This window comes from Nostoc sp. DSM 114167, from assembly GCF_052692655.1.
Genome location: NZ_CP195116.1, coordinates 8,434,381 through 8,455,881, shown reverse-complemented (window position 1 = coordinate 8,455,881; position 21,501 = coordinate 8,434,381). Strand labels below are relative to the sequence as shown.

General features: G+C 41.9%; 16 protein-coding genes. 7 read left to right on the top strand and 9 right to left on the bottom strand.

All coding sequences use genetic code 11. The annotated features are described in order from the left end of the window. Window positions 1-5: 5 nt before the first annotated feature. Window positions 6-2,864, top strand: coding sequence for a DUF3769 domain-containing protein (locus tag NSTC731_RS35520; RefSeq protein WP_445629038.1), 2,859 nt, complete (start codon window positions 6-8; stop codon window positions 2,862-2,864). Window positions 2,865-3,009: 145 nt separating this feature from the next. On the opposite strand, the gene NSTC731_RS35515 is transcribed toward NSTC731_RS35520, so the two are convergent. The 3 genes from NSTC731_RS35515 to murJ all read right to left on the bottom strand — a co-directional run bounded on the left by NSTC731_RS35515 (window position 3,010) and on the right by murJ (window position 5,955). Next, window positions 3,010-3,309: a hypothetical protein gene (locus tag NSTC731_RS35515; protein WP_445629037.1), complete on the bottom strand. Its 300-nt coding sequence runs from the start codon at window positions 3,307-3,309 to the stop codon at window positions 3,010-3,012. Between the two features lie 209 nt (window positions 3,310-3,518). Beyond that, window positions 3,519-4,040 (bottom strand): outer membrane beta-barrel protein, encoded by a 522-nt coding sequence (locus NSTC731_RS35510; protein ID WP_445629036.1) that lies wholly within the window; start codon window positions 4,038-4,040, stop codon window positions 3,519-3,521. Window positions 4,041-4,350: 310 nt separating this feature from the next. After that, entirely contained in the window at window positions 4,351-5,955 is a 1,605-nt protein-coding gene (gene murJ, locus NSTC731_RS35505; RefSeq protein WP_445629035.1) for a murein biosynthesis integral membrane protein MurJ, read from the bottom strand. A 927-nt stretch (window positions 5,956-6,882) separates the two neighbouring features. Here murJ and NSTC731_RS35500 point away from each other — a divergent pair. Next, window positions 6,883-9,900: a GAF domain-containing sensor histidine kinase gene (locus NSTC731_RS35500; RefSeq protein ID WP_445629034.1), complete on the top strand. Its 3,018-nt coding sequence runs from the start codon at window positions 6,883-6,885 to the stop codon at window positions 9,898-9,900. Window positions 9,901-10,382: 482 nt separating this feature from the next. On the opposite strand, the gene NSTC731_RS35495 is transcribed toward NSTC731_RS35500, so the two are convergent. The 3 genes from NSTC731_RS35495 to NSTC731_RS35485 all read right to left on the bottom strand — a co-directional run bounded on the left by NSTC731_RS35495 (window position 10,383) and on the right by NSTC731_RS35485 (window position 12,911). Beyond that, window positions 10,383-10,709, bottom strand: coding sequence for a hypothetical protein (locus tag NSTC731_RS35495; protein WP_445629033.1), 327 nt, complete (start codon window positions 10,707-10,709; stop codon window positions 10,383-10,385). A gap of 44 nt (window positions 10,710-10,753) precedes the next feature. Then, complete coding sequence (locus tag NSTC731_RS35490) at window positions 10,754-11,260, bottom strand: pentapeptide repeat-containing protein (RefSeq protein WP_322703928.1); 507 nt, start codon at window positions 11,258-11,260, stop codon at window positions 10,754-10,756. A gap of 133 nt (window positions 11,261-11,393) precedes the next feature. Next, entirely contained in the window at window positions 11,394-12,911 is a 1,518-nt protein-coding gene (locus NSTC731_RS35485; protein WP_445629032.1) for an LCP family protein, read from the bottom strand. A gap of 115 nt (window positions 12,912-13,026) precedes the next feature. On the opposite strand from NSTC731_RS35485, the gene NSTC731_RS35480 reads away from it, so the two are divergent. From NSTC731_RS35480 to NSTC731_RS35470, 3 genes are all read left to right on the top strand, one after another. Next, window positions 13,027-14,091 (top strand): mannose-1-phosphate guanylyltransferase, encoded by a 1,065-nt coding sequence (locus NSTC731_RS35480; protein ID WP_445629031.1) that lies wholly within the window; start codon window positions 13,027-13,029, stop codon window positions 14,089-14,091. 78 nt (window positions 14,092-14,169) lie between these two features. After that, on the top strand, window positions 14,170-14,466 hold the full coding sequence (gene yidD, locus NSTC731_RS35475; RefSeq protein ID WP_445629030.1) for a membrane protein insertion efficiency factor YidD: 297 nt from the start codon (window positions 14,170-14,172) through the stop codon (window positions 14,464-14,466). A gap of 30 nt (window positions 14,467-14,496) precedes the next feature. Continuing rightward, window positions 14,497-16,143 carry an ABC1 kinase family protein gene (locus NSTC731_RS35470; protein ID WP_445629029.1) on the top strand — a complete coding sequence of 549 codons (1,647 nt, stop codon included), beginning with the start codon at window positions 14,497-14,499 and terminating at the stop codon, window positions 16,141-16,143. Between the two features lie 60 nt (window positions 16,144-16,203). On the opposite strand, the gene NSTC731_RS35465 is transcribed toward NSTC731_RS35470, so the two are convergent. Further along, complete coding sequence (locus NSTC731_RS35465) at window positions 16,204-16,398, bottom strand: hypothetical protein (protein ID WP_445629028.1); 195 nt, start codon at window positions 16,396-16,398, stop codon at window positions 16,204-16,206. 12 nt (window positions 16,399-16,410) lie between these two features. Between NSTC731_RS35465 and NSTC731_RS35460 the strand changes: the two genes are divergently transcribed. Further along, window positions 16,411-16,572 carry a hypothetical protein gene (locus NSTC731_RS35460; protein ID WP_445629027.1) on the top strand — a complete coding sequence of 54 codons (162 nt, stop codon included), beginning with the start codon at window positions 16,411-16,413 and terminating at the stop codon, window positions 16,570-16,572. 47 nt (window positions 16,573-16,619) lie between these two features. Beyond that, on the top strand, window positions 16,620-16,793 hold the full coding sequence (locus NSTC731_RS35455; protein ID WP_445629026.1) for a hypothetical protein: 174 nt from the start codon (window positions 16,620-16,622) through the stop codon (window positions 16,791-16,793). 257 nt (window positions 16,794-17,050) lie between these two features. Here NSTC731_RS35455 and NSTC731_RS35450 read toward each other — a convergent pair whose 3' ends face one another. Next, window positions 17,051-17,980 carry an iron-siderophore ABC transporter substrate-binding protein gene (locus NSTC731_RS35450; RefSeq protein ID WP_445629025.1) on the bottom strand — a complete coding sequence of 310 codons (930 nt, stop codon included), beginning with the start codon at window positions 17,978-17,980 and terminating at the stop codon, window positions 17,051-17,053. 110 nt (window positions 17,981-18,090) lie between these two features. Next, window positions 18,091-20,799 carry a TonB-dependent siderophore receptor gene (locus tag NSTC731_RS35445; protein WP_445629024.1) on the bottom strand — a complete coding sequence of 903 codons (2,709 nt, stop codon included), beginning with the start codon at window positions 20,797-20,799 and terminating at the stop codon, window positions 18,091-18,093. Between the last annotated feature and the right edge of the window lie 702 nt (window positions 20,800-21,501).

Sequence of the window (21,501 nt, the reverse complement as noted above, 5' to 3'; positions counted from 1 at the left end):
CAGTTATGCTTCATCCAGTTCTGCCACCTAATCCGCCTCCTATCTTTGAATCTTTACAACCTGTAAATCCCGCCTCATCTGCTAGTCATAAAAAGTTTCTTTCAGGTGTAGATACTGGAACACACGAAAACACAGACAAATCCAAGCAGCCCAAGAATTTGGCTCAGTTGGCAATTTCGGGTAACACTAAAAGCGATCTTTTATTGTCAACTCCGATCGACTCAACTCAAGAGCGCTTGGTAGTTGCTGAAACTGCTTCTGTACCTCATTCACCAGAAACCTTTCCACCAGAAGGTTCCCCACTCCCCGGTTCTGCAACTGCTGGGCTTTTGGGGCAGCCACTGGTTGTTGGTTATCCCACGCAAGAGGTTACAACCTCTAATCGCCAAGTTAAAAAAGACACAAAGACAAGTCCGAGCGTCGAACCCCGCCACTCGGAACTTCTGATGTCGGCACTGCGCAAACGGGAGATGCAAAGAAAAGTCGAAGCGGAGGCTTCAGACCAAAATGCAAAAGATGAGCCTTCTCAAAAACTCAGTCAGCGTTCGCTAAATCCAAACTCTAGTGGCGGACAAAAACCAACCTTTTTGGACTCTTCTAGCTTTAGCTATAAAGTTTCTCCAAGTCCCCTTGTCGCTCAATCTCCACGCTCTCTTCAAATCGCCCCAACTGTCACCAACAGTAACAAGTTAGACAAATCCAAAGCAGAAATTTTAGCTGAGAAGTTAACCCAACAAAAACAGCAAGGCGATATTACTACACAACAGTCTCTAAAAAAAGACAATATCTCTTTATCTGCTGCCGATCTAGCACCGAAGTCTCAATCAGTACAAAATTTTATAACATTTAAATCTCGTAAGCCCACAAACCAACTCTCAGCGCCCATCACTGTAGAATTTAAGTCTCAAGTCCAGCAACAAAGCCAAGTACCAACGCCTACACCACAAGTAAATACCACTCAGCCACAAGCTCAACCATCTGGTACAACTGCGCCAGCTACTACACCGCCAGCCGGGCCAAGAACTGTAGAAGTCACTTCAGATCGGCAAGAGTATGACGAGAAACAGCGAATTATTACAGCTGTAGGTAATGTAATTGTGCGATTTGATGGGGCAGTGGTGGATGCCGATCGCCTGCAAGTTAATTTGGACAACTTGATAGCTGCCGGTGAAGGCAACGTCATCTTAACACGGGGCGATCAGATACTGCGCGGACAACGCTTTACCTATAACTTCGTTCAAGATCGTGGGGAACTGGAAAATGGTAGAGGAGAAATTTACGTACCCTCAGCCCAAACAGATTTTGCTTTTTCACCCACGGCTGTAAGTGCTGGTGGAGTTTCAAGACTTCCGCCTAGCGATCGCATTCGAGCTAATCAGCCCCTTTCCGGTGTGAGTAGCCCTGGAGGAATTAATGTGACATTTGGTGGTCAGTCAAATGCTAGCAACATCCCGCGATCGAAAACAGGGGGTGTAGTCAATCGGCTCAGGTTTGAAGCTGAACAAATTGATTTTTATCCGCAAGGCTGGCAAGCAAGCAATGTCCGCATCACCAACGATCCTTTTTCGCCCCCAGAACTAGAGTTGCGTGCAAATACAGTAACTCTGACGCGAGAATCACCCTTGGTAGACCGGATCAGGACACAGAATCAGCGTTTGGTATTGGATCAAAGCGTCTCCTTACCAATTCCGATTAATGAGCGGACTATTGACCGCCGAGAGCGGGACGTTTCACCTGCAATAGTCTCCCCCGGCTACGATGGAAAAGATCGGGGTGGTTTGTATATTGAGCGTGGCTTTCCACTAATTGATACAGAGCAAACACGCTGGACAATAACGCCCCAGTTATTATTACAGAGAGGTGTGCAAGAAGGCGTGGGTGACTTAGGCTCACTGTTTGGTGTGAAGACCAAGATAAATTCTGTTTTGAGTCCACGGACGATAATTCAGGGAACTGGGGAGTTAACTAGTTTTAACTTGAATCACGTGGAAGACAATTTGCGAATCAATTTAGGATTGCGCCAGACATTAGGCACTTCTCTTCCCCATACATTGAATGTGCAATATAACTACCGCGATCGTCTCTACAACGGTACTTTAGGTTTTCAAACTGTCCAGAGCAGTTTTGGCGGCATTATTAGCTCTCCGGTAATTCCTTTAGGAAAAAGTGGCATCAACCTCAACTATCAGGCAAGTGCCCAGTATATTGATGCCAACACCGATCGCCCAGACTTGCTAGAACCAGTGCGGGAAAACGATCGCATTTCACTGGGTCGTTTACAAGCCAGTGCTACCCTTAGTAAAGGGCTGTTGCTGTGGCAGGGAAAACCATTACCACCCACTGCCAGTGAGGGGTTACGATACACCGCTACCCCTGTAGTTCCTTACTTGCTAGCGATCGCTAGCCTTACAGGTACTACCAGTTATTACACCAATGGTGATAACCAAAGCACACTAATTGGTACAATTGGCTTACAAGGGCAAATTGGTCATTTTTCCCGACCTTTTTTCGACTATACCGCCTTTAATGTCAGTTACTCTCAAGGCTTAAATAGCGGATTATCACCCTTTTTGTTCGACCGCTCCGTTGATAACCAAGTATTGACTGCTGGAATATCACAGCAAATCTACGGCCCTTTTCGCTTAGGCTTCCAAACATCTGTTAACTTGGATACTGGTAAAGAAACTAGCACCGATTACATTTTGGAATATAGCCGTCGCACCTATGGCATTACCTTACGTTACAATCCGGTGCTGGAGTTAGGCGGCTTCAGCATCCGGATTAGTGATTTTAACTGGGGTGGCGGCACCGATCCATTTTCGCAAGTTAAGCCAGTAGTAAACGGCGTGCAACAGGATTATTAGTTTAAGGGACTAGGGACGATTCGACAGGCGATCGCACAATTGGTTGATGTGCCACCAGGTACAATACGGTTCGGTTAAAGGGGAAGGTGGGGCCCCCTCTGGGGATAAGGGGAAAGGGGAAAGGGAAAGAAAAAACCTTTAACCCTTACCCATTAACCTTTTCCCCAAATGCAATTGGTGAGTTTACAATGCTTATCCGAACCGTATTGCCACTAGGTATTCTCAAGCTGGCATAGTCGCCGCTTAGTTGAACGTGTGATGGTGGTTGATGTAGGGTTACACAGCATTTGTGAACTGCGGCTTGGTATTCTCGCCATTGCCTACGGATTGCAATACTTGCAGCATCGTTACCTAAATCGGAAAATCTTAGCCCCGCTCGCATCAGCCAAGATTCTACGTCAGTTGTTTCACCAACTATTTCTGGAGTAGGATTAATCTTTTTCATGAGTAATATCTTATACATGTATTCTCAATTACTCATTTCACTTTAAAAGAAACTATCAATACTAGCCAATATCATTTTTTATCAAAATCATCAATAAAAACTATTCATACCTGAATAGAATACTCAGGTATGAAAGAATGAATTACGATTACGGCTGGTAAACAGCATTGCTTTAGCTTGTGAATAGGCTGTTTTCTAGCTTGTAATTACTAAAAGCGATAGCCTAATCCGGCTTGGAAGCTGACAGCATCAGCATCACTATTTCTGTAGGCGTCAATACCCCATTTAGTATCGCCGTAGGCAATGACATTTTTGCTAACTTCTGATTCAACACCAAGGGTAACTACAGGTGAATTCCGATTGCCCAATGGAGTTTTTTGACCTTCGTCAGTTACAAAGGAATAACCACCACCGAAGTAAACGTTAGTATTTTTGGCGATGGGCGCATCATAAGTGACTATGGGCATAATTGCAGCAGCATCACCACCATACAACACAGAACCCCGCAGTGAAACAGGCGCATTGGGTACGGCGTATCGTCCTTGAATATTACCACCAATTTGTGCTTCATCGTTTCCTTGTCCGCCACTGGTTGCACCAACCGCAACACCAGCACCGATGTAATTACCGTTAGTACCGTTAGTAACTGCTGTTTGAGCAGATGCAATGCCGGCTGAGAGGACAATGGAAGCAACAGCAAATGCAGAGGCAGCTAATTTTGTAAGTTTCATAGAATTATTCTCACTAGAGTTAAGTAAAATCAATCTTCTCTAGTACTAGAATCTCTTTTTTTACAAAATGTAACCTCACGCATCTGGTTCACCCAAGTGGCTGAATTATTTCTCACCCACCTGGGTACAACAACTGAAATATTTGATTGAAGAATTCAGAAGTCAGAATTCAGGAGTCAGAATTCAGAACAAGAAAGTGGAAGATTCAGACTCGCCACTGTCTTGTCTTTACGCTGCGCTATCCGGTTTTTCGGACTCCAATTCATACTGACTTCTGATTCCTGACTCCTGAATTCTATTTAGATAACAGTTATTTCTTTAAAAACCGCTGACGTAGACGAGAGATAAAAATATTTACCTCTGGTATTTTCAGCCAGGAAGCGATCGCCGCAAACACCGCAATTCCCACGAAACCAGATATACACAATTGCAACACCAAAATCAGTAAACCCGTTTTACCTAACACTTGCCCACAAGCAAACAAAGTCCCATAACTTGCGACCCCAGCAACTACGCTACCACCAGCCAAACCCAGAATCGGCAAACTCCACTCGCGCCAAGGTAAACCATTGAGTTTGCGATCGAGCAACCATAACAGCATTAACATTGAGCTACAATTTACACCCACCGTTGCTAATACCAAACCGGGAGCGCCAAAAGGTTTAACGAAAAACCAATCTAATATAATGTTGAGCAAGATGTTAAAAATACTGATGCGAAAAGGTGTCTGTCCATCGCCTAAAGCATAGAATACCCGCACCAAAACATCACGCCCCAAATAGACAAACATCCCAATTCCGTAAGCGACTAACAAGGACGAAACTAGCTGTGTGGCTTCTGGCTTGAAAGCACCGCGCTCATATACCACCTGTACAATAGGTACAGATAGCGCCACCATCAACGCCCCTAACGGTAGCATGGTAAAAGCAGTGAGTAGCAGTCCTTGGCGAATCCGTAATTTTAAATCCTGCCAATTTTCGGGGCTAGATAGTTTAGCAAATATCGGTAATAAAGGCAGCAAAATGATATTAGAAATAATCCCTAACGGAGTTTGGACTAATAGATTGGCATAGTTAAATCCCGCCGCCGCGCCAGGGATAGGACTAGCAAAATAAAGGTCAGTGGCAACATTAATTGGCATCATTCCAGAGGAAACTGTTGCCGGAGTCATGATTTTAATTACTTCTTGAACGCCTGGGGATTTAAAATCAAACCGCAAGCGTAATGTCCCTAATCCTAACCGCCATTGAACAATTAGCTGCACTATCCACTGGAGAATTGCTCCTGCCAAGGTTCCCCAAGCTAAAACCATTCCCCCGATTAAAGCGTACTCCGGTTTAATAATGTCCTTGCCCAGTTGCATCGCCAAGATTGCAATACCGCCAACAACGGTAATACTAGATAATAAAGGACTAATAGAGAGTAACCAATATTGATTGGCTGTATTGAGAGTACCAAAGCCAATGCCAATTAAACCGGCAAATAAAGCCATTGGGGCCATAATGCGGAGTTGTTGAATTGCGATCGCTCTGGTTGTTTCTTGCAAACCATGACCGACTAAATCAACGATCGCATCCGCAAACAGAACTTGAGCCACTGTCAACAGCAACAGCAATCCAGCTACCAGCGTTGTCACGGTTTCCACTAAAGGAGCCGCTTCTTCTCGCCGACGCTTGGCTAAAACGCTGACGATCGCACTGTGTAATGGCCCATTTACGCCACCAAGTAAGATTAATAGAAAGCCAGGGATAATATAGGCATAACTATAGGCGGTGGCAGCAGCACCAACACCAAACGCGGCAGCGATCGCCTGCTGCCGCACTAAACCGAAGACTTTACTAATTAATGTGGCTGCGGCAACAATGCCAGCAATTCCAGCGAAAGAACGAGAGGGTTTTTGATCTTGTTGTGTCACGAATAATACCCGACAACTCTTGCAGAGTGCATACTTTAAAACATTTAACCTGAAATTTTGCAGTCTGTCAGGTAAATTTTGACAAATTAGTAATTTTAAATGCCTACCCCGGATTTCTCACCGATACTCAAAGCCTGTGCTTGTGCAGGGGAGCAGGGGAGATGGGGAGCAGGGGAGCAGGGGAGAAGTTGCAGTAAGTTTTTCCCCTCTACCCCTCAGCCCCTCAGCCCCTCAGCCCCTCAGCCCCTCAGCCTCTTCCAAATGCGGGCTACGCCAACGGCAAAGACAAAGCGATGTCTACGGTAAATGCTCGCCTACGCTCAAAATTAAATTCCTGAATTGCGATAATACAGCGAATTACAAGTTAGTTAGATTGCGATTTCAAAAGGGTCAGACCGATTTTCTGATTTACCCCGACAACAATAACTTAGTGACAGCTTTGCTTCAGTTTATAGTGAATATACTCAAATAAGCTTTGCGCTCCTCTGTGTTTTAAATTAAACCCTCAATTGGCGACGAATTTACACAATTGTGTACTTAGTCATCTCCTCTTTTGTGTACAAGCCAAAATTATTTTTTAATCCATTACAAGGATAGATCGAGAAAGGGGAACTATAACAATAACCATCTTCTGGGAAATAGTTGAACTAGGGATTGGGGATTGGAGACTAAGGACTGGATATCGGGCGAGATTTGAATCCCAAACAAATCTTACTCATATTTTATTTCCTAGTACCCAGTACTCAGTCCCAAAGCGCCCATTTGTCCCTACCCCAACAAGTTGCTATCCATCTGAAATTGGTGAATCCTGGACGCGGCCAGTTGAAGACTGTAAAACTTTGCAGTTTGTCATATTTTTGACACTTGTTAACCCCATGAAGTTTGGTCTGAGGAACCCTTGTATAAAAAACGAGATAATCCAGAGCAATGGAACCCAATTCAAATTTCACAGAAAATCAACTTCTTTTATCAAGCGCTCAACTTCAAGAGCAACTAGAGCAACAAAAAGCTCTGGCGAGTGTAATTGTCCGAATTCGGGAATCTCTTGACTTAGAAAAAATTTTTCAAACGACTGTTACACAAGTGCGTCAGTTACTAAATGCTGACCGAGTAGCAGTCTTCCAGTTCGACCGCGAACAAAACTGGCAGGGAGAATTTGTTTCTGAAGATGTTGCAACTGGCTGGAACTCAGCAATGGCAATAAAAGTTTATGACCACTGCTTTGGAGAACAATTTGCTTCTAGTTATCAACAAGGTAGAGTGCAAGCAGTAGCAGATATTTACAATGCGGGACTGAGTGATTGTCATCTGGAAATTTTGAGCAAATTTCAGGTGCAGGCCAACCTCGTTGTTCCTCTATCGCGGAAGCAGGAACTGTGGGGATTGCTTTGCGTTCATCAGTGCAGTGAGACTCGTGAATGGAAAGAATCGGAAATTGAGTTTATTCGTCAAATTGCTGACCATCTTATTGTTGCGATTCAACAAGCAAAGCATCTTCATGAAGTCAAATTGCAAGCTGCAAAATTGGCTCAAGCAGTTCAGCGCGACCAAGTAATAGCTAAAATTGTCGATGAAATTCGCTCACCCCTTGATATTGAAACTATCTTTAAAACCACAACTCAAGAAATACGTAAACTGTTGCAAGCTGACCGAGTTGCCATCTTTAGCTTCAATCCCGATTGGAGTGGTAACTTTGTTGCTGAATCATTTACTGAAGGTTGGACTCCTTTAGTTGGTCTTCTGCCTGCGATCGCTGATAGTTATTTACAACAGACGCAAGGCGGGCGTTACGTTCACAACCAGACTTTTATAGTTAATGATATTTACCAAGGTGGATTAACAAACTGCCATGTGGCTCTGTTGGAGCAATTCCAAGCAAAAGCCTTTGCTACTGCCCCGATTCTCCAAGGAGATCAACTTTGGGGAATCATCGCTGCCTATCAAAATGCTTCACCCAGAGAGTGGCAATCTCATGAAGTCGAATCACTGACCAAAATCGGCACACAAATTGGTGTAGCAGTGCGACACCATAAGTTACTGGCATACGCTCAGTACCAAGCAGAGCAACAAAAAACATTAACTAGCGTGATTACTCGGATTAGGGAGTCTCTAGATTTAGATACAATCTTCCAAACTACTGTCACTGAGGTTCGGCAAATGCTGCAAGCAGACCGAGTGGCAGTTTTTCGTTTTGACCCGCAAAAAGATTGGGAAGGAGAATTTATTTCTGAAGATTTTGTGCCTGAGTGTAACTCGGTAATGGCAGAAAAAGTTTATGACTATTGTTTCGGAGAAAACTTTGCACCTCTTTATGCTCAAGGTCGAGTAAATGCGATCGCTGATATTTATCAAGGAAAGTTCCCCGGTTGCTACGTCCAAATCTTAGAAAAATTTCAAGTACGGGCAAATATGGTCGCACCTCTATTAAAAAAAGGTGAACTTTGGGGATTGCTGTGTATTCACCAATGCACTGCTCCTCGCTACTGGCAACCCTCTGAAATTGAATTTACCAGTCAAATAGCCGAGCAATTAGGAGTTGCATTAAAACAGGATTCTTATTTAAAACAAGTTCAAATGCAAGTTATCCAGTTAGCAGAAGCCACTGAACGCGAAAAATCAATGGAACGCCAAGAACTACTGGCTGCAACTATTGATAAAATCCGCCAGTCACTCGATATTAAAACTATTTTTAGAACTACTACTCACGCTGTGCGAGAGTTACTTGAAGTCGAGCGAATTGCAATCTACCGTTTCAACCCGGATTGGAGCGGTAAATTTGTAGCAGATTCCTTTAAAGATGGTTGGAAACCAGTTGCACAAACCCAACCAACGATTATAGAAACTTTTGAGGATACAGACGACGATAACGAACTTCCGCGTAACGAAACCTTTGTACCGATTCGGGAAGGTGAAAAATTATGGGGATTATTAGTTGCTTATCAAAATTCGCAACCACGTTATTGGAAAGAAGAGGAAATTAATTTACTGGCTCAAGTTGGGGTGCAATTAGGAATTGCGATTCAGCAAGCAGAATTACTCGAACAAACTAAACGTCAAACTTTAGAACTTACTCAGACTCTGCAAGAATTAAAACAAACTCAGACTAGGTTAATTCAGGGTGAAAAAATGGCAGGATTAGGACAACTACTTGCTGGAGTTGCCCATGAAATCAACAATCCTATCAGTTTTATTTTTGGCAATCTTATTCATTTAAATGAATATACTCAAGAACTGCTCAAGGTAGTGAATCTTTACCGTCAACACTCTTCAATATTGCCAACTATCCAAGAGCAAATCAACAAGAGTGATTTAGACTTTATCATCGAAGATTTACCGAAAACCCTTGAGTCTATGAAAGTAGGAACAGAGCGGATTTGTGATATTGTGCTATCACTGCGAAACTTCTCTCGTACAGATGAGGCTGAATTGAAGCCAGTAGATATTCATGAAGGGTTGGATAGTACTTTGTTAATTTTAGGGCATCGCCTCAAAAATAATAATGAACGTCCAGCAATTGAGATTGTTAAACAATATGATAGTTTACCTTTGCTCGAATGCTATCCCGCACAATTAAACCAAGTGTTTATGAATCTTTTGAGTAACAGTATTGATGCATTAGAGGAAAAGTTTAACACTATACAGCAAAGGTATTTGAAATTATTACAAACGTGTCCGAGAATACCCTTGACTATCTGGATTAATACGCAAGCCATTAATAACCAGGTTGTAATAAGAATCGCTGATAATGGTCTTGGGATTCCAGAAGAGGTGCGATCGCATATATTCGATCCTTTCTTCACTACCAAAGCACCAGGTAAAGGTACGGGTTTAGGATTGTCTATTAGCCATCAAATAGTAGTAGAAAAACATCATGGTCAGATGAAATGTTCCTCTAAACCAGGAGAAGGAACAGAGTTTTTAATTGAAATTCCCATTGATAATTAGAGGCTACTGATTTTTAACAATCTCAGTCAATTTAAAATAGGGGAACCAGGATAAGTAGAGGTTTCCTCCGTTCCCCGAAGGCATCATAACAGACTAATACAGCACCACCTGAATCAATATAATAATTTATTTTCTTTAGAGTTTAGGATCGTTTTTTGGGATGCGATCGCAGAGTTGATGTTGAGAAAGCGGCAGAATTAGTATAAACAGCTACTAATTTGAAGCGAGAAAACTTTTGATCGTCTTAACTATTTCTTGTTTTTCTTCAAATCCAGAACTATAGCAGCCACTTAAAGATACGGTTTCACCAGATATTAACGTTAAGCTAACCCGATAAACAAAGCCATCTTCGCTAGAAGAGCTTTCAACTTTAATCTCGACAATTTCATTCAACGAGTAAAGAAAAACTGCTTTTCCCAATGTCCCAAACCATCTATAGCGGCTGAGAGTTAAACTATTTGATTCTTTATCAAAATTACAGTTTATAAATGAACCTGTCGAAATTCTCGCAATTTACATATAATTTTTGATGACTTTTGCTCAATACTAGAAGCTTGTAAATTTTGCGGAACACGGTAACAACTAAGTTGTGTAACTGGTATGATCGCGAAAATAGCAAATAATAAAATTATCCCTACTTGTCCAAAAAATAACCCAAGAAATCGAAGCAACTTGGGTTGAATAGTAAAATTAAGTTTATTTTGTGTTTGCTCATGAATTTTTATATTTTTACCTTTGAGAAAATACCAAAATAAAAGCAAATTTGTAATTAATAATACATAATCTAAAAAAGAAGCTTTATTTTCCATATTCCGATAAAATATCTCTATTTTATGCTCAACGCCGAGATTCTTCACTTACAACCCAAACTATCTCGCGTTGACATACCTGTAACTGGATTTACGCCATCGGCTCTTTCACACAGCAGCGACACTTGATAGCGGTCAATTAAAGCATCGGTAAAATCAGCGCCAGTGACATCAGCATCATAAAAGCGGCTGCGGGTCAAAGTTGCTTCCGTAAATATGGCATTTTTCAGGTTAGCACCATCCATAGTGGCGCGATCGACTAAAGCGCCGCTCAAGTTCGCATCTTCCAAATTTGCCTTTAATAAAACTCCTTTAGTCAGAATTGCGTTGGTTAAATTTGCTCCTTGAAAATTTGTCCCCCGCATTTCTGCTGCAACAAAAGTTACACCTGCCAAATCAGCATGAGAAAAGTCACGATTTTCTAAATTTATATTGTTGTAATTGATTGTGTTTATCTGAGCAAAAGCTGGTTTGGGATTAAGTATTATCCACCCAAAGGCTAGTAGCAAAATTACAATCAAACCCAAAAAGCGCAGTAAAATCTTTTTCATAACTTTATTATTTCTCAGTAGTCCTTTGTCATTAGTTCTATCTTACAAAGTTCTGAGCGGAGGAAACCCCCGCTCAGATTTTGCGCTTTGTCATTTGACCAATGACCAATGACTAATGACTAATGACTCTTAGCTATTTCCAATCTTTACCAATGCGGATTGTCAGATCGGATTCTAAATCACCAATCGCCGCTACCTCGATTTGACCCAAGCCTAAGACTTTTTGCAAATCAACCCCAACTCGTCGGTTGCCTTTTTGGACAATAATCTGAGTTTGACGTTGGGTATCCGGCCAATCAGGCACTTTGTAAATATTATTAAAGCCTTTCTGTTTAAGATAAGCAATAACTTTTTCAGTTAGCTGAGGTTGATTTGAAGCATTTTGAATAGCAATTTTGAGGTTAGGAACCTGACGCATATCTGGCTTTAGACCAGGTATATTTACCCCAACATAATCATTCAACAGGCTCTGTTGTCCAGTCATATTCAGCCAATAGCTATCGGGGTCTTTGCTAAAACGGCTAAAGGTACCAGGCAACACAGTCATTTGGAAATTATCCCGATCTAGGTTAAGTCCGAAATTGACCAACGCCATCATTTCTTCCATCTTCAGGTTGGTATCAAAATATTTTCGCATTAGGCGAGTTAATTGAGGCAACCTGGGTAAGATGGTGGGACTATTTAAGCGTTGCAACAAGGCTGCCACAAGTGCTTGCTGACGCTGGACTCTCGGCAAATCTCCTAAACCTGGTTCGCGGAATCGGGCAAACTGTTCTGCTTGTTCGCCATTCAGGGTTTGCCAGCCACTGACTAAATTAATCGATAGCCGACTGCTGGAGTCTTTATATTCCATTGATTGAGGAACAAAGACTTCTACACCGCCTAACTGATCGACTAACTGCCGCAAGCCGCTCGTAGAAATACGGATATAACGATCGATTGGGGCGTTGTTTAAGGTACGGCTAACTACCCGTGCAGCCAAGACTGGGCCGCCTTTGGCATTGGCATCAGATACCTTAGTTAATCCCTTTTCTCCCTTTTCGGGGATGGCGATCATTGTATCTCTGGGAATGGAAAGCACTCTTACAGATTTTTCACTAGGATTAAGTCGTACCAGCAGCATGGAGTCGCTTTTCCCGGCAAAGCTTTCTGGTGAGCCATCAACGGTACCGCTGACTGGTTCAATCCCCATGATTAAAATATTCATCGGACGTGAAAGCTTGTACTGGGAGAGTTGACCCCATAACTCTCCTGGTAATGGGATTTTTACTTCGTCTTTAGCAGCGGTTCCTAAATCGTCATCTGTTCGATCTAGATTGCTCCATAAAGGAGTCCACAGCGCTAACGTTGACACCAGCAGCCCAGATAAGATGATGCCAATGACAACCGTCATAAACCATAACAGCCATCGAGGCATGGTTAAGCCCAGTCTCTCAGAAAGCTGATTTGGAAACGCGCCCACAGATTCGATGACGCTACGGTTCGGATTCGCTGGCTGGTTTAGTTCGACCTGCTCTTCCTCTGAGTCGGCTACTGGTGCTGGTGTTACTTGATTTTCTGTCCGTTGAAGTTGCGACGATCCCACGTCACTTTCAAATACTACTTGCCCAGACGTAACCGGATTTTCCGACCATTCGACTTGTTTTATCACAATTATCTCCCCACTCAACCACTCCCTAAAAGTATGTTAATCCAAGCTACAAATATTGCCAGTGGAAAAGCTCACTGTAAACTTGTAATGTTCTTCGGTAGGCGTGTATGACAACATGAATACTTTATTGTTCCCCGTAATCCTAGCTGGTGGTAAAGGTGAACGTTTTTGGCCCCTAAGCCGCAAAGACCGACCCAAGCAATTTTTAAGTCTTGATGGTAGCTCTAGAAGTCTATTACAAGCAACCGCCGATCGATTGATTGAACTCTGTGGCGGATGGGATTCCTTGTGGGTTATCACTTCTAGTCAGATAGCTGAAGGCATAAGACAACAACTACCCGATTTACCAGTTGAAAATTTACTAATTGAATCGGAAGGCAGAGACACCGCCGCCGCCGTTGCTTGGACAAGTTTAGAAATCAAACAGCGCTATGGTGAAGACGCTGTGATTGGCTTTTTCCCTGCTGACCACTGGATTGCTGACCAAGAGGCGTTTGCACGCACATTAAATGCAGCTACGCAACTGGCAACAAGCACAGCAGCGATCGTTACACTGGGGATCAAGCCTACTTTTCCATCAACCGGCTACGGCTACATTGAACAAGGTGAAAAAATAGGTAGCTTTAATGAGTTGCCAGCTTATCACGTGAACCGCTTTACTGAAAAGCCCGACCGAGAAACGGCAGAGACTTTTTTATCTACGGGACGTTTTAGCTGGAATAGTGGAATGTTCGTTTTTCGGGCAGGGGTTGTTCTCAAGGAACTACATACCCATGCTCCAGAAATTATCGAACCTTTAGAACAACATGGCCCTGATATCTATCCCCAGTTGCCTAAGAAGAGTATAGACTATGCGTTAATGGAAAAGACAACTCTAGCATACGTTTTGCCAGTTGATTTTGGTTGGGATGATTTAGGAGATTGGAATGCGATCGAACGCTTACTGAAAACGGAAGAGACTCCCAATGTAGAACTTGCTACTCACGTAGGTTTAGATACGCAAGGGGCGATTATTTACGCCTCAAATCCAGAAGATGTAGTTGTTACTATTGGTTTAGAGGATGTGGTGATTGTGCGCGATCGCAATGTCACCCTCGTTGTCAAAAAAGAACGTACCCAGGAAATCAAGCAGATCCTTAAAATTATCCAAAGCGATTCCCGATTTACCGACCTGCTATAAAAGTTAGAACCCTTGGCAGAGGCGAAAAAGTCTGTTTTCCCATTATAACTTGACTGTCCGTTATTTTATCTGACAGTTATGGACATTATTAGCTTTGAGCCTCTGGCCAAGACAATAGCAATCGATTCTATTACTGCCTATCAAAAATACATTTCTCCGTCCAAAGGATTTTCTTGTTCCCATCGCTTATTACACGGTGGAGATTCCTGCTCTAGTTACGTCAAACGGATGCTGAACGAACAGAAGCTCCACCAAGCCGTACAATCATCCATAAAAAGATTTCAAGAATGTGCGGCAGCTAGCAAAATTTTAACAAGCACCAAAACTAGAGCCGATTTCCGTTGTATTGTCATTCCCTGCTGCCTACCTCTTTAACTCCTCTGCCTCTTTGAGTTTTTTATAAAAATGTTCCTCACCCAAACTGTTCCCCGTCAACGAGAAATCCTGGAAGTCTTCCTTCGCAATGGCTGGGACTATATGCGAAGGTTACTTACTGGTGGCAAAGCTGATGAACCGCAGCTGCCGACACCTGCGGTTTTAAAAAATATTCTGGTAGACTTGGGCCCAGTTTACGTCAAACTTGGTCAGTTAATGTCTACCCGCCCTGACTTACTGAGCGCTTCCTATATTGAGGAATTGTCAACTCTACAAGATGAAGTACCACCAGTTCCTTGGTCAGAGATAGAAATAATTCTCCGCAAAGAATTAAAACGTCCATTAGCAGAAACCTTTAGCACAGTTAACCCGATCCCCGTAGCCGCAGGATCGATTGCTCAAACACATCGAGCTACACTAGCAGACGGTCGAGAAGTCGCTCTCAAAGTGCAACGTCCAGGAATTGATATTACTATTGGTCAAGATATTGCTTTAATTCAAGGTATTGCCGATTTAGTGGCGCGGACTGATTTTGGGCAAACCTACGAAATCAAATCCATCGCCGAAGAATTTACCAAAGCCTTAGAAGCCGAATTGGATTTTACACGGGAAGCGGGTTTTACAGACCAACTGCGGCGCAACTTATCTCAGAGTCGCTGGTACGATCCCACACAAATAGTGGTTGCGGAAATTAACTGGGAATTGACTACACCAAAGTTACTGGTAATGGAATGGCTGGATGGGATACCGTTCTTGGAGGCGGATTTGAATAGTGACCCCAATGTTAAAGATCCTGCCGAAAAGCGTAAAGAAATAACTACTTTGTTATTTCGAGTATTTTTCCAGCAATTATATATTGATGGCTTTTTTCACGCCGATCCCCATCCAGGAAACTTGTTTTATCTCAAAGATGGTCGTGTTGCCCTCTTAGATTGTGGCATGGTGGGAAGACTCGATCCCCGAACACAGCAGATATTAACAGAGATGTTGTTAGCGATCGTTGATTTAGATGCTCAAAGGTGCGCTCAGTTAACTTTACAGCTATCAGATTCTGCTCAACCAGTGATTTTGTCGCGGTTAGAAAATGATTACGATCGCATGTTGCGAAAGTATCACAATGTCAGCCTCACACAAATAAACTTCAGTCAGATAATTTATGAAGTTTTACAAGTTGCCCGCAACAATAAAATTAGGTTGCCTAGTAATATGGGTTTGTATGCCAAAACCCTAGCGAATTTAGAGGGTGTAGCGCGGACATTCAACCCAGAGCTTAACTTTTTTGATGAAGTCAAACCATTAATTACAGACTTGTTTCGTCGGCAATTACTGGGCGATAATCCAGTGCGATCGCTATTACGAACAGCCTTAGATATTAAAAGTCTCTCTCTCCAATCACCCCGTCAAATTGAACTGTTATTAGACCGAGTTACATCAGAAACCTTACAGTGGAATTTATCGTTGCGAGGATTAGATGGTGTGCGGCGCACGATGGACGATGCAGCGAATCGACTATCTTATAGTATATTAGTGGGTTCACTGATTATGGGTGCAGCAATTATTTCTACCAAAGCGCAGACAACACAGCTATCTTTTTTAAGCACCACCCTGTTTGCCGTCGCTAGTTTATTGGGTTTGTGGTTAATTGTTAGTACATTGCGATCGGGACGTTTACGGTAAAATCATTTTGAATTTTAGACTTTGAATTGAAGGAAAATCTAAAATTCAAAATTTAATGACTCATACCGTTTGGATTTTCAGCGAAGGAACAGCGATCGCCAAATAGACAACCAACAAGCAAAGCTTCTGGACTGGGTTGGCTACCAGCAACTGGGATAAAATAGTTTTGAGGAAGCGATCGCTATTAATGCCAAAGATGCCCCAAAGCGATCGCCAATTACCTCTGATACCAGCTGGTTGTAAGTTAGAAAGCATCAGTTAAAAAACTTGGGTCATCGATTTAGTACCCATTCTGACAGCGAAATTGTACTTCATCTTTATGAAAAATTTAGCATCGAATGTTTGCAATATTTGCGGGGTGAATTCGCATTTATTTTATGGGATGAAGCGAGGCAGGTTTTTTACTGCCTGCGATCGCTTCGGTATTAAGCCACTTTTCTATACAACGGTCGGGAACTTTATTGCGTTGCTTGGAAGTGATTCAACCAGGTTGTTTGGAAGTTCAACAAATTGTTCTACAACTTTATGCTCAGGGTATTAATCCTACACTTAAAAATATTCGTCAGTTTATGGCTAAACCCTCTGTTTTATGGAAAAAGGAAGTTGTGGATGCTTTTTGGGAAGCTCGACGTTCAGTTGAAAATGCTTAAAGCCAGTCTGAATCAGGGTTCGGCAAGCTTATCTTTTAATTTCCGGCAATCTTTTCCTTTAAGTCACAATTAACGATCGCAAAACTTTTCGGTCTACTGAAATTATCATTCAAATCACATTTATTGTTTTCGGCTATTTTTCTAGGAGAACCATTAAACTTGAAAATGGATATTAGGAAGCAGTTTAGTAGTTATGGGTAATTTAGTTTTAATCCTTTAATAAGACTACAAGGGGAGCAATGCGATTTAGTGAGGTGCTAAAACCTGGGACGGTCGATCAGGTATCTAAAAAAATCATCAATTATTGTATTGATTGCAAAGATATCGCCTTCATGCCAGGACAACCCGTCAACGAAATAAACTTGATTTCGTTGAACCGCTTTAAGTTGTCGCCACAAAGGTTTTTGTTGGAGCTTTTCTAAAGTCTCCTTAGCACTTTTGCTTCCCCAGGATAAAAAGAAGAGAACATCACCATCAATATCAGACAGACGCTCTTCAGAAATATTTTCTATATAGAAAAAATCCCCCCTTTGTGAGGATGGGCGTTTTAGCCCAATATCATTAAGGACTCTGCCAACAGGACTTTTTTCGCCATAAGACCAAATTCCAGAGAATGGTTTTATCGAAGCAACTGAAACCTGCATTTGGTGACGGCGATTACCCAAAGCTTGTTTAAGTTTTTCAATGCGCTGCCAATATTCTTTCATTAATTGATTGACAGCTTCTTCTTTATTCAAGACCTTGCCAAGGTCTAGCAAATCTCGATCCCAACGACGAGTGAGTAAATCGGGATGCCCTATTATGACCGTAGGCGAAATCTTAGATATCTGCTTGTAATAAACATTCAGAATATAAGGATGAGCCAAAATTAGGTCGGGTTTCAGGAGCAAAATCTTTTCGAGGTTTGGTTCATTTTCGCTTCCAATCAAATCAACTCCATCTACTTGGTCTCGAAGATATTTTGGAAAAGGCTCACTAGAATCATATCCCGTTGCAATTGGTTTAATCCCCAATGCTAAAATATCAGCCAAAAAACTTGACCATAGTGTGACAACTCGTTGCGGATGCAGAGGGATACAAGTCTTTCCCATCAAATGTTCTACCTTTCGGCAGTTTTGCGTTGGCTGTTTCAAGCTTGTAGCACTATAATTCAGATTCTTGCTACAAGCCGAAATAAGTACAAACATCAAAACTCCTAATAATAGTAGATAGATGAAGCGACGTAAAAACATTGAGGATAAGTATCAATAGAATAATTGCAACACGTTGTCCAACCGATTACCAACACAACAGCGAGTTAAAGCTCCCAACGAATAGAGCCGATGATTGTAAAGGGTGCGCCTCTTTCAAGACCTAAAGTGTAACCGTAGGTAGAACTGAAATAGTCCGTATCAAATAGATTACGAATATTCATCGCAGCGTTAAAGCGATCTCTACGGTAGAAAATCGCCGCATCAGTACGCAAGTAATTGGGTAATTCAACCGAGTTGTCTGAAAGTGCCGCCCGCTCACCCACATAAAAAAGCCCTAAACCAAATCCCAAACCTTTGAGATTGCCCTTCTGGATTTCATAAGTTGTCCAGAGGCTAGCTTGATTTTCTGGCACACCCAGCAATTTATTACCTACAGAAATATCAATATCCTCGGTAACTTCTGCATCAGTATAGGCATAAGAACCGATCACTTTCCACCCTGGTAGAATCTCACCCGCGACATCTAACTCAATCCCTCGACTCCTTTGCTCGCCTACTTGAATCTGGAAATCACGGTTATTTTGATCCGGTATTGTAACATTCGTCTTGGTGATTTGATAGACTGCCAATGTTGTTGAAAGCTTTCCGTCTAGAAAATCAGTTTTAATGCCTGCTTCATATTGGGTTCCTTTGGTCGGCTTAAACGCTCTATTATCAGGATTGAATCCAGAGGTAGGAAGAAAAGATTGACTATAGCTGGTGTAGAGAGAAACCGATTTACTCGGCTGATACACCAACCCAACTCGGGGGCTGAAAGCACTATCATTTTGTTCGGGAGAATCAATTCCGCTATTTGTCTGATTTTGTGAAACCCAATCTAAGCGCCCGCCAATTAATAGCTTTAGATTGTCTAAAATACTAACTTGATCCTGAAGGTAAGCACCGTAAGATTGGGTAGATGAATCGAAACTATAATTTGGAATATATGTGGGATTTGAAATATTGTAATCTGGGTTGAAGATATCTAGATTGGGAAGAGGCGAATCGGAAATCAAAGCCTCAAAAGTCTGAACATTGCGATTAAAATCAAAACCCACTAAAAGTTGGTGCGAAATCGATCCCGTCTTAAACTTTCCAAGCAAGTCGATCTGTCCAAAATAATTATCTATTGAGTATCCACGTCTTTCAGCGTTAATACCTACTAGCGAACTATCGTCTACTATATCTAATCCTCCAGCAAATGCGTCTCTAGTTCTAGTAGTAGCCACTGAAAAATTGTTACGAATCTGCCAGTTGTTGCTCAACTTTTGATTCAGGATGTAGCCAAATTTTTGAGTCTTGGCATCAATAAAGGTTAAATCAGGATAGCCGAGAAAGAGATTCCGAGGCAGGAAGCTACCATCACTGAAAAACCAACTACCAGACTGATTCGGATATCCATTATAGTTAGTGTATTCATAGTATAGATTCAGGTCTGTTCGATCGCCCAATTTCAAACTGATTGAGGGTGCGATCGTGGTTATATTTGTGTTGACGGAATCTTGAAACCCCTCCGAATTTTGATAGTTAGCAATAAACCGATAGAGTACAGTTTTATCGGCATTTAATGGCCCTGAGAAGTCGATGCTGGGCTGATAATAGCCAAAATTCCCCGCTTCAAATCCGAGACTGTAGTAGGGTTCACTCAAAGGTTGTTTGGTAGTAACATTGACGATTCCACCCGGTTCTACAGCACCAAATAGAACTGAAGCGGGGCCTTTGAGAACCTCTACTTGTTCGATCGTCCCAATGCCTGTCAGCGAAAAGCTATCATTATTGTAACCTGTATCTCGATAGCCATTGCGGAAATTCCCGAGCTGCACAAATCCTCTGATGATTCTGCCTCCTGAAGGCGCACCGAAGTTGCTTCCTGCATCAACAACGCCACTGACTGTTTCCACTGCCTCTTTTAAACTTCTTACCTTGCGATCTTCTAGCACCTGTCGTGGCACCACCTGAATCGATTGGGGAATATCGCGCAATGGTGTGTCGGTTTTAGTAGCAGTTGACGTTTCTGATGCGTTATACGTATCTTGCTCCCCCGTCACCAACAACTCAATTGGCTCATCCTGCTGTGCTGTTGGTTCTTGCTGCGGTGTCTCGCTTGCTGGCTTTTGTTGATCTTGTGGTGTTTGGGGTTGCTGCGGTGGAGAAGTTGCTATTGCCGCAGAATTTATACCAAACACCAGCCCTGTATTATCATCGAATAACTCAACTGTGGGTAAACTTTTTTCACCCACCACCGTCAATCGGACAGTATTGGCATCAACATTTGTAACTGTTATCTCAGTAATTTCTGCAAGTGGTTTTTCTGAACGAAATATAAAAGCTTCTCCCGATGCTAAACGCAACTGTGCGCCAGGTATATCTGCAATAAAATTATTACCCGTACTGAGATTTTTAACTTGTAGTTCTTCCCCACGAGTCGTCTCTAAAATCAACTCCACACCTTTGTCTGTAGGATTGGCTTTAACTCCTATGATTGGTACAACTCGATCCCCACTTCTTTGTTCTAAATTTGGGGGGTTGGTTGGTGTTGGTGTCTGTACTAGCATTTGAGCGCTAGTTGCGGGAAGTTTGATTTCGCTGAGTTGGAGAATGTTTTTACTTGCTTTACCAGGTGCTGTTTGGGGTGAAGTAGATTTCCCTATCACTTGGGTAAAAGATTTGCCTTGAACATCTTCTCGTACTTCCTCGCCTTTAGAAGGAGTGCTGATACAAAGAACAACCGTACCTGTCAGCAGCAGGCTTTGAAACAATTTATCTAACTTCATTTATCCGCTTACACTCAATCACACTACTTGGTTGTACCTAAAGACACAATGGCAATCTCTGAGAAATATTATCATTTAAATTGAAATTATTTGAATCATATTATGAAGCGATGCAACACACAAGATAATTAATAGTTTTTTTCATTTAGCTATGGATACTAAACAATAATTTTCAAGCTACTTATTTGCTTGATATATAATCAGAGATTGTATTGGCAGCTAAAACTACTTTTCTGCCTTGAAAATGGGATTGGGAACTAAAAATTAGGAATGAAGGACAAGTTAGTTTTTGTCGTGTGATTGCGGGCGATCGCTCGTGGAATTTTAACCTGAAGATCGGGTATTGGTCATTTTTATTTTGTCATGAAATATTTATTTTCCCAGAATTTTCAGTCTACCAGTGACGTTTTTAGATTTATCATCTATCTACAGATATAAATAGTAGAGCATAAATAAAACTTATATAATGTATTTTTGTTGATATTAACTTTCTATACTTAGTCTATTGCTAAAGCTACTCATTCTCGTTAGTGTAATCTGAAGATAAATAAAAATTACTCGCAATAAGCTAGATATTGCTCCCAGAAAATCACTAATCATTAATTAGGATTTAAACAATTTTAAGTAATTGGCTGAATTAATTAACGATTTCCTTTTTATTTTTCTCTAGTCAGAGCGAGAAAAAGAGCAGCAGTGTATCAG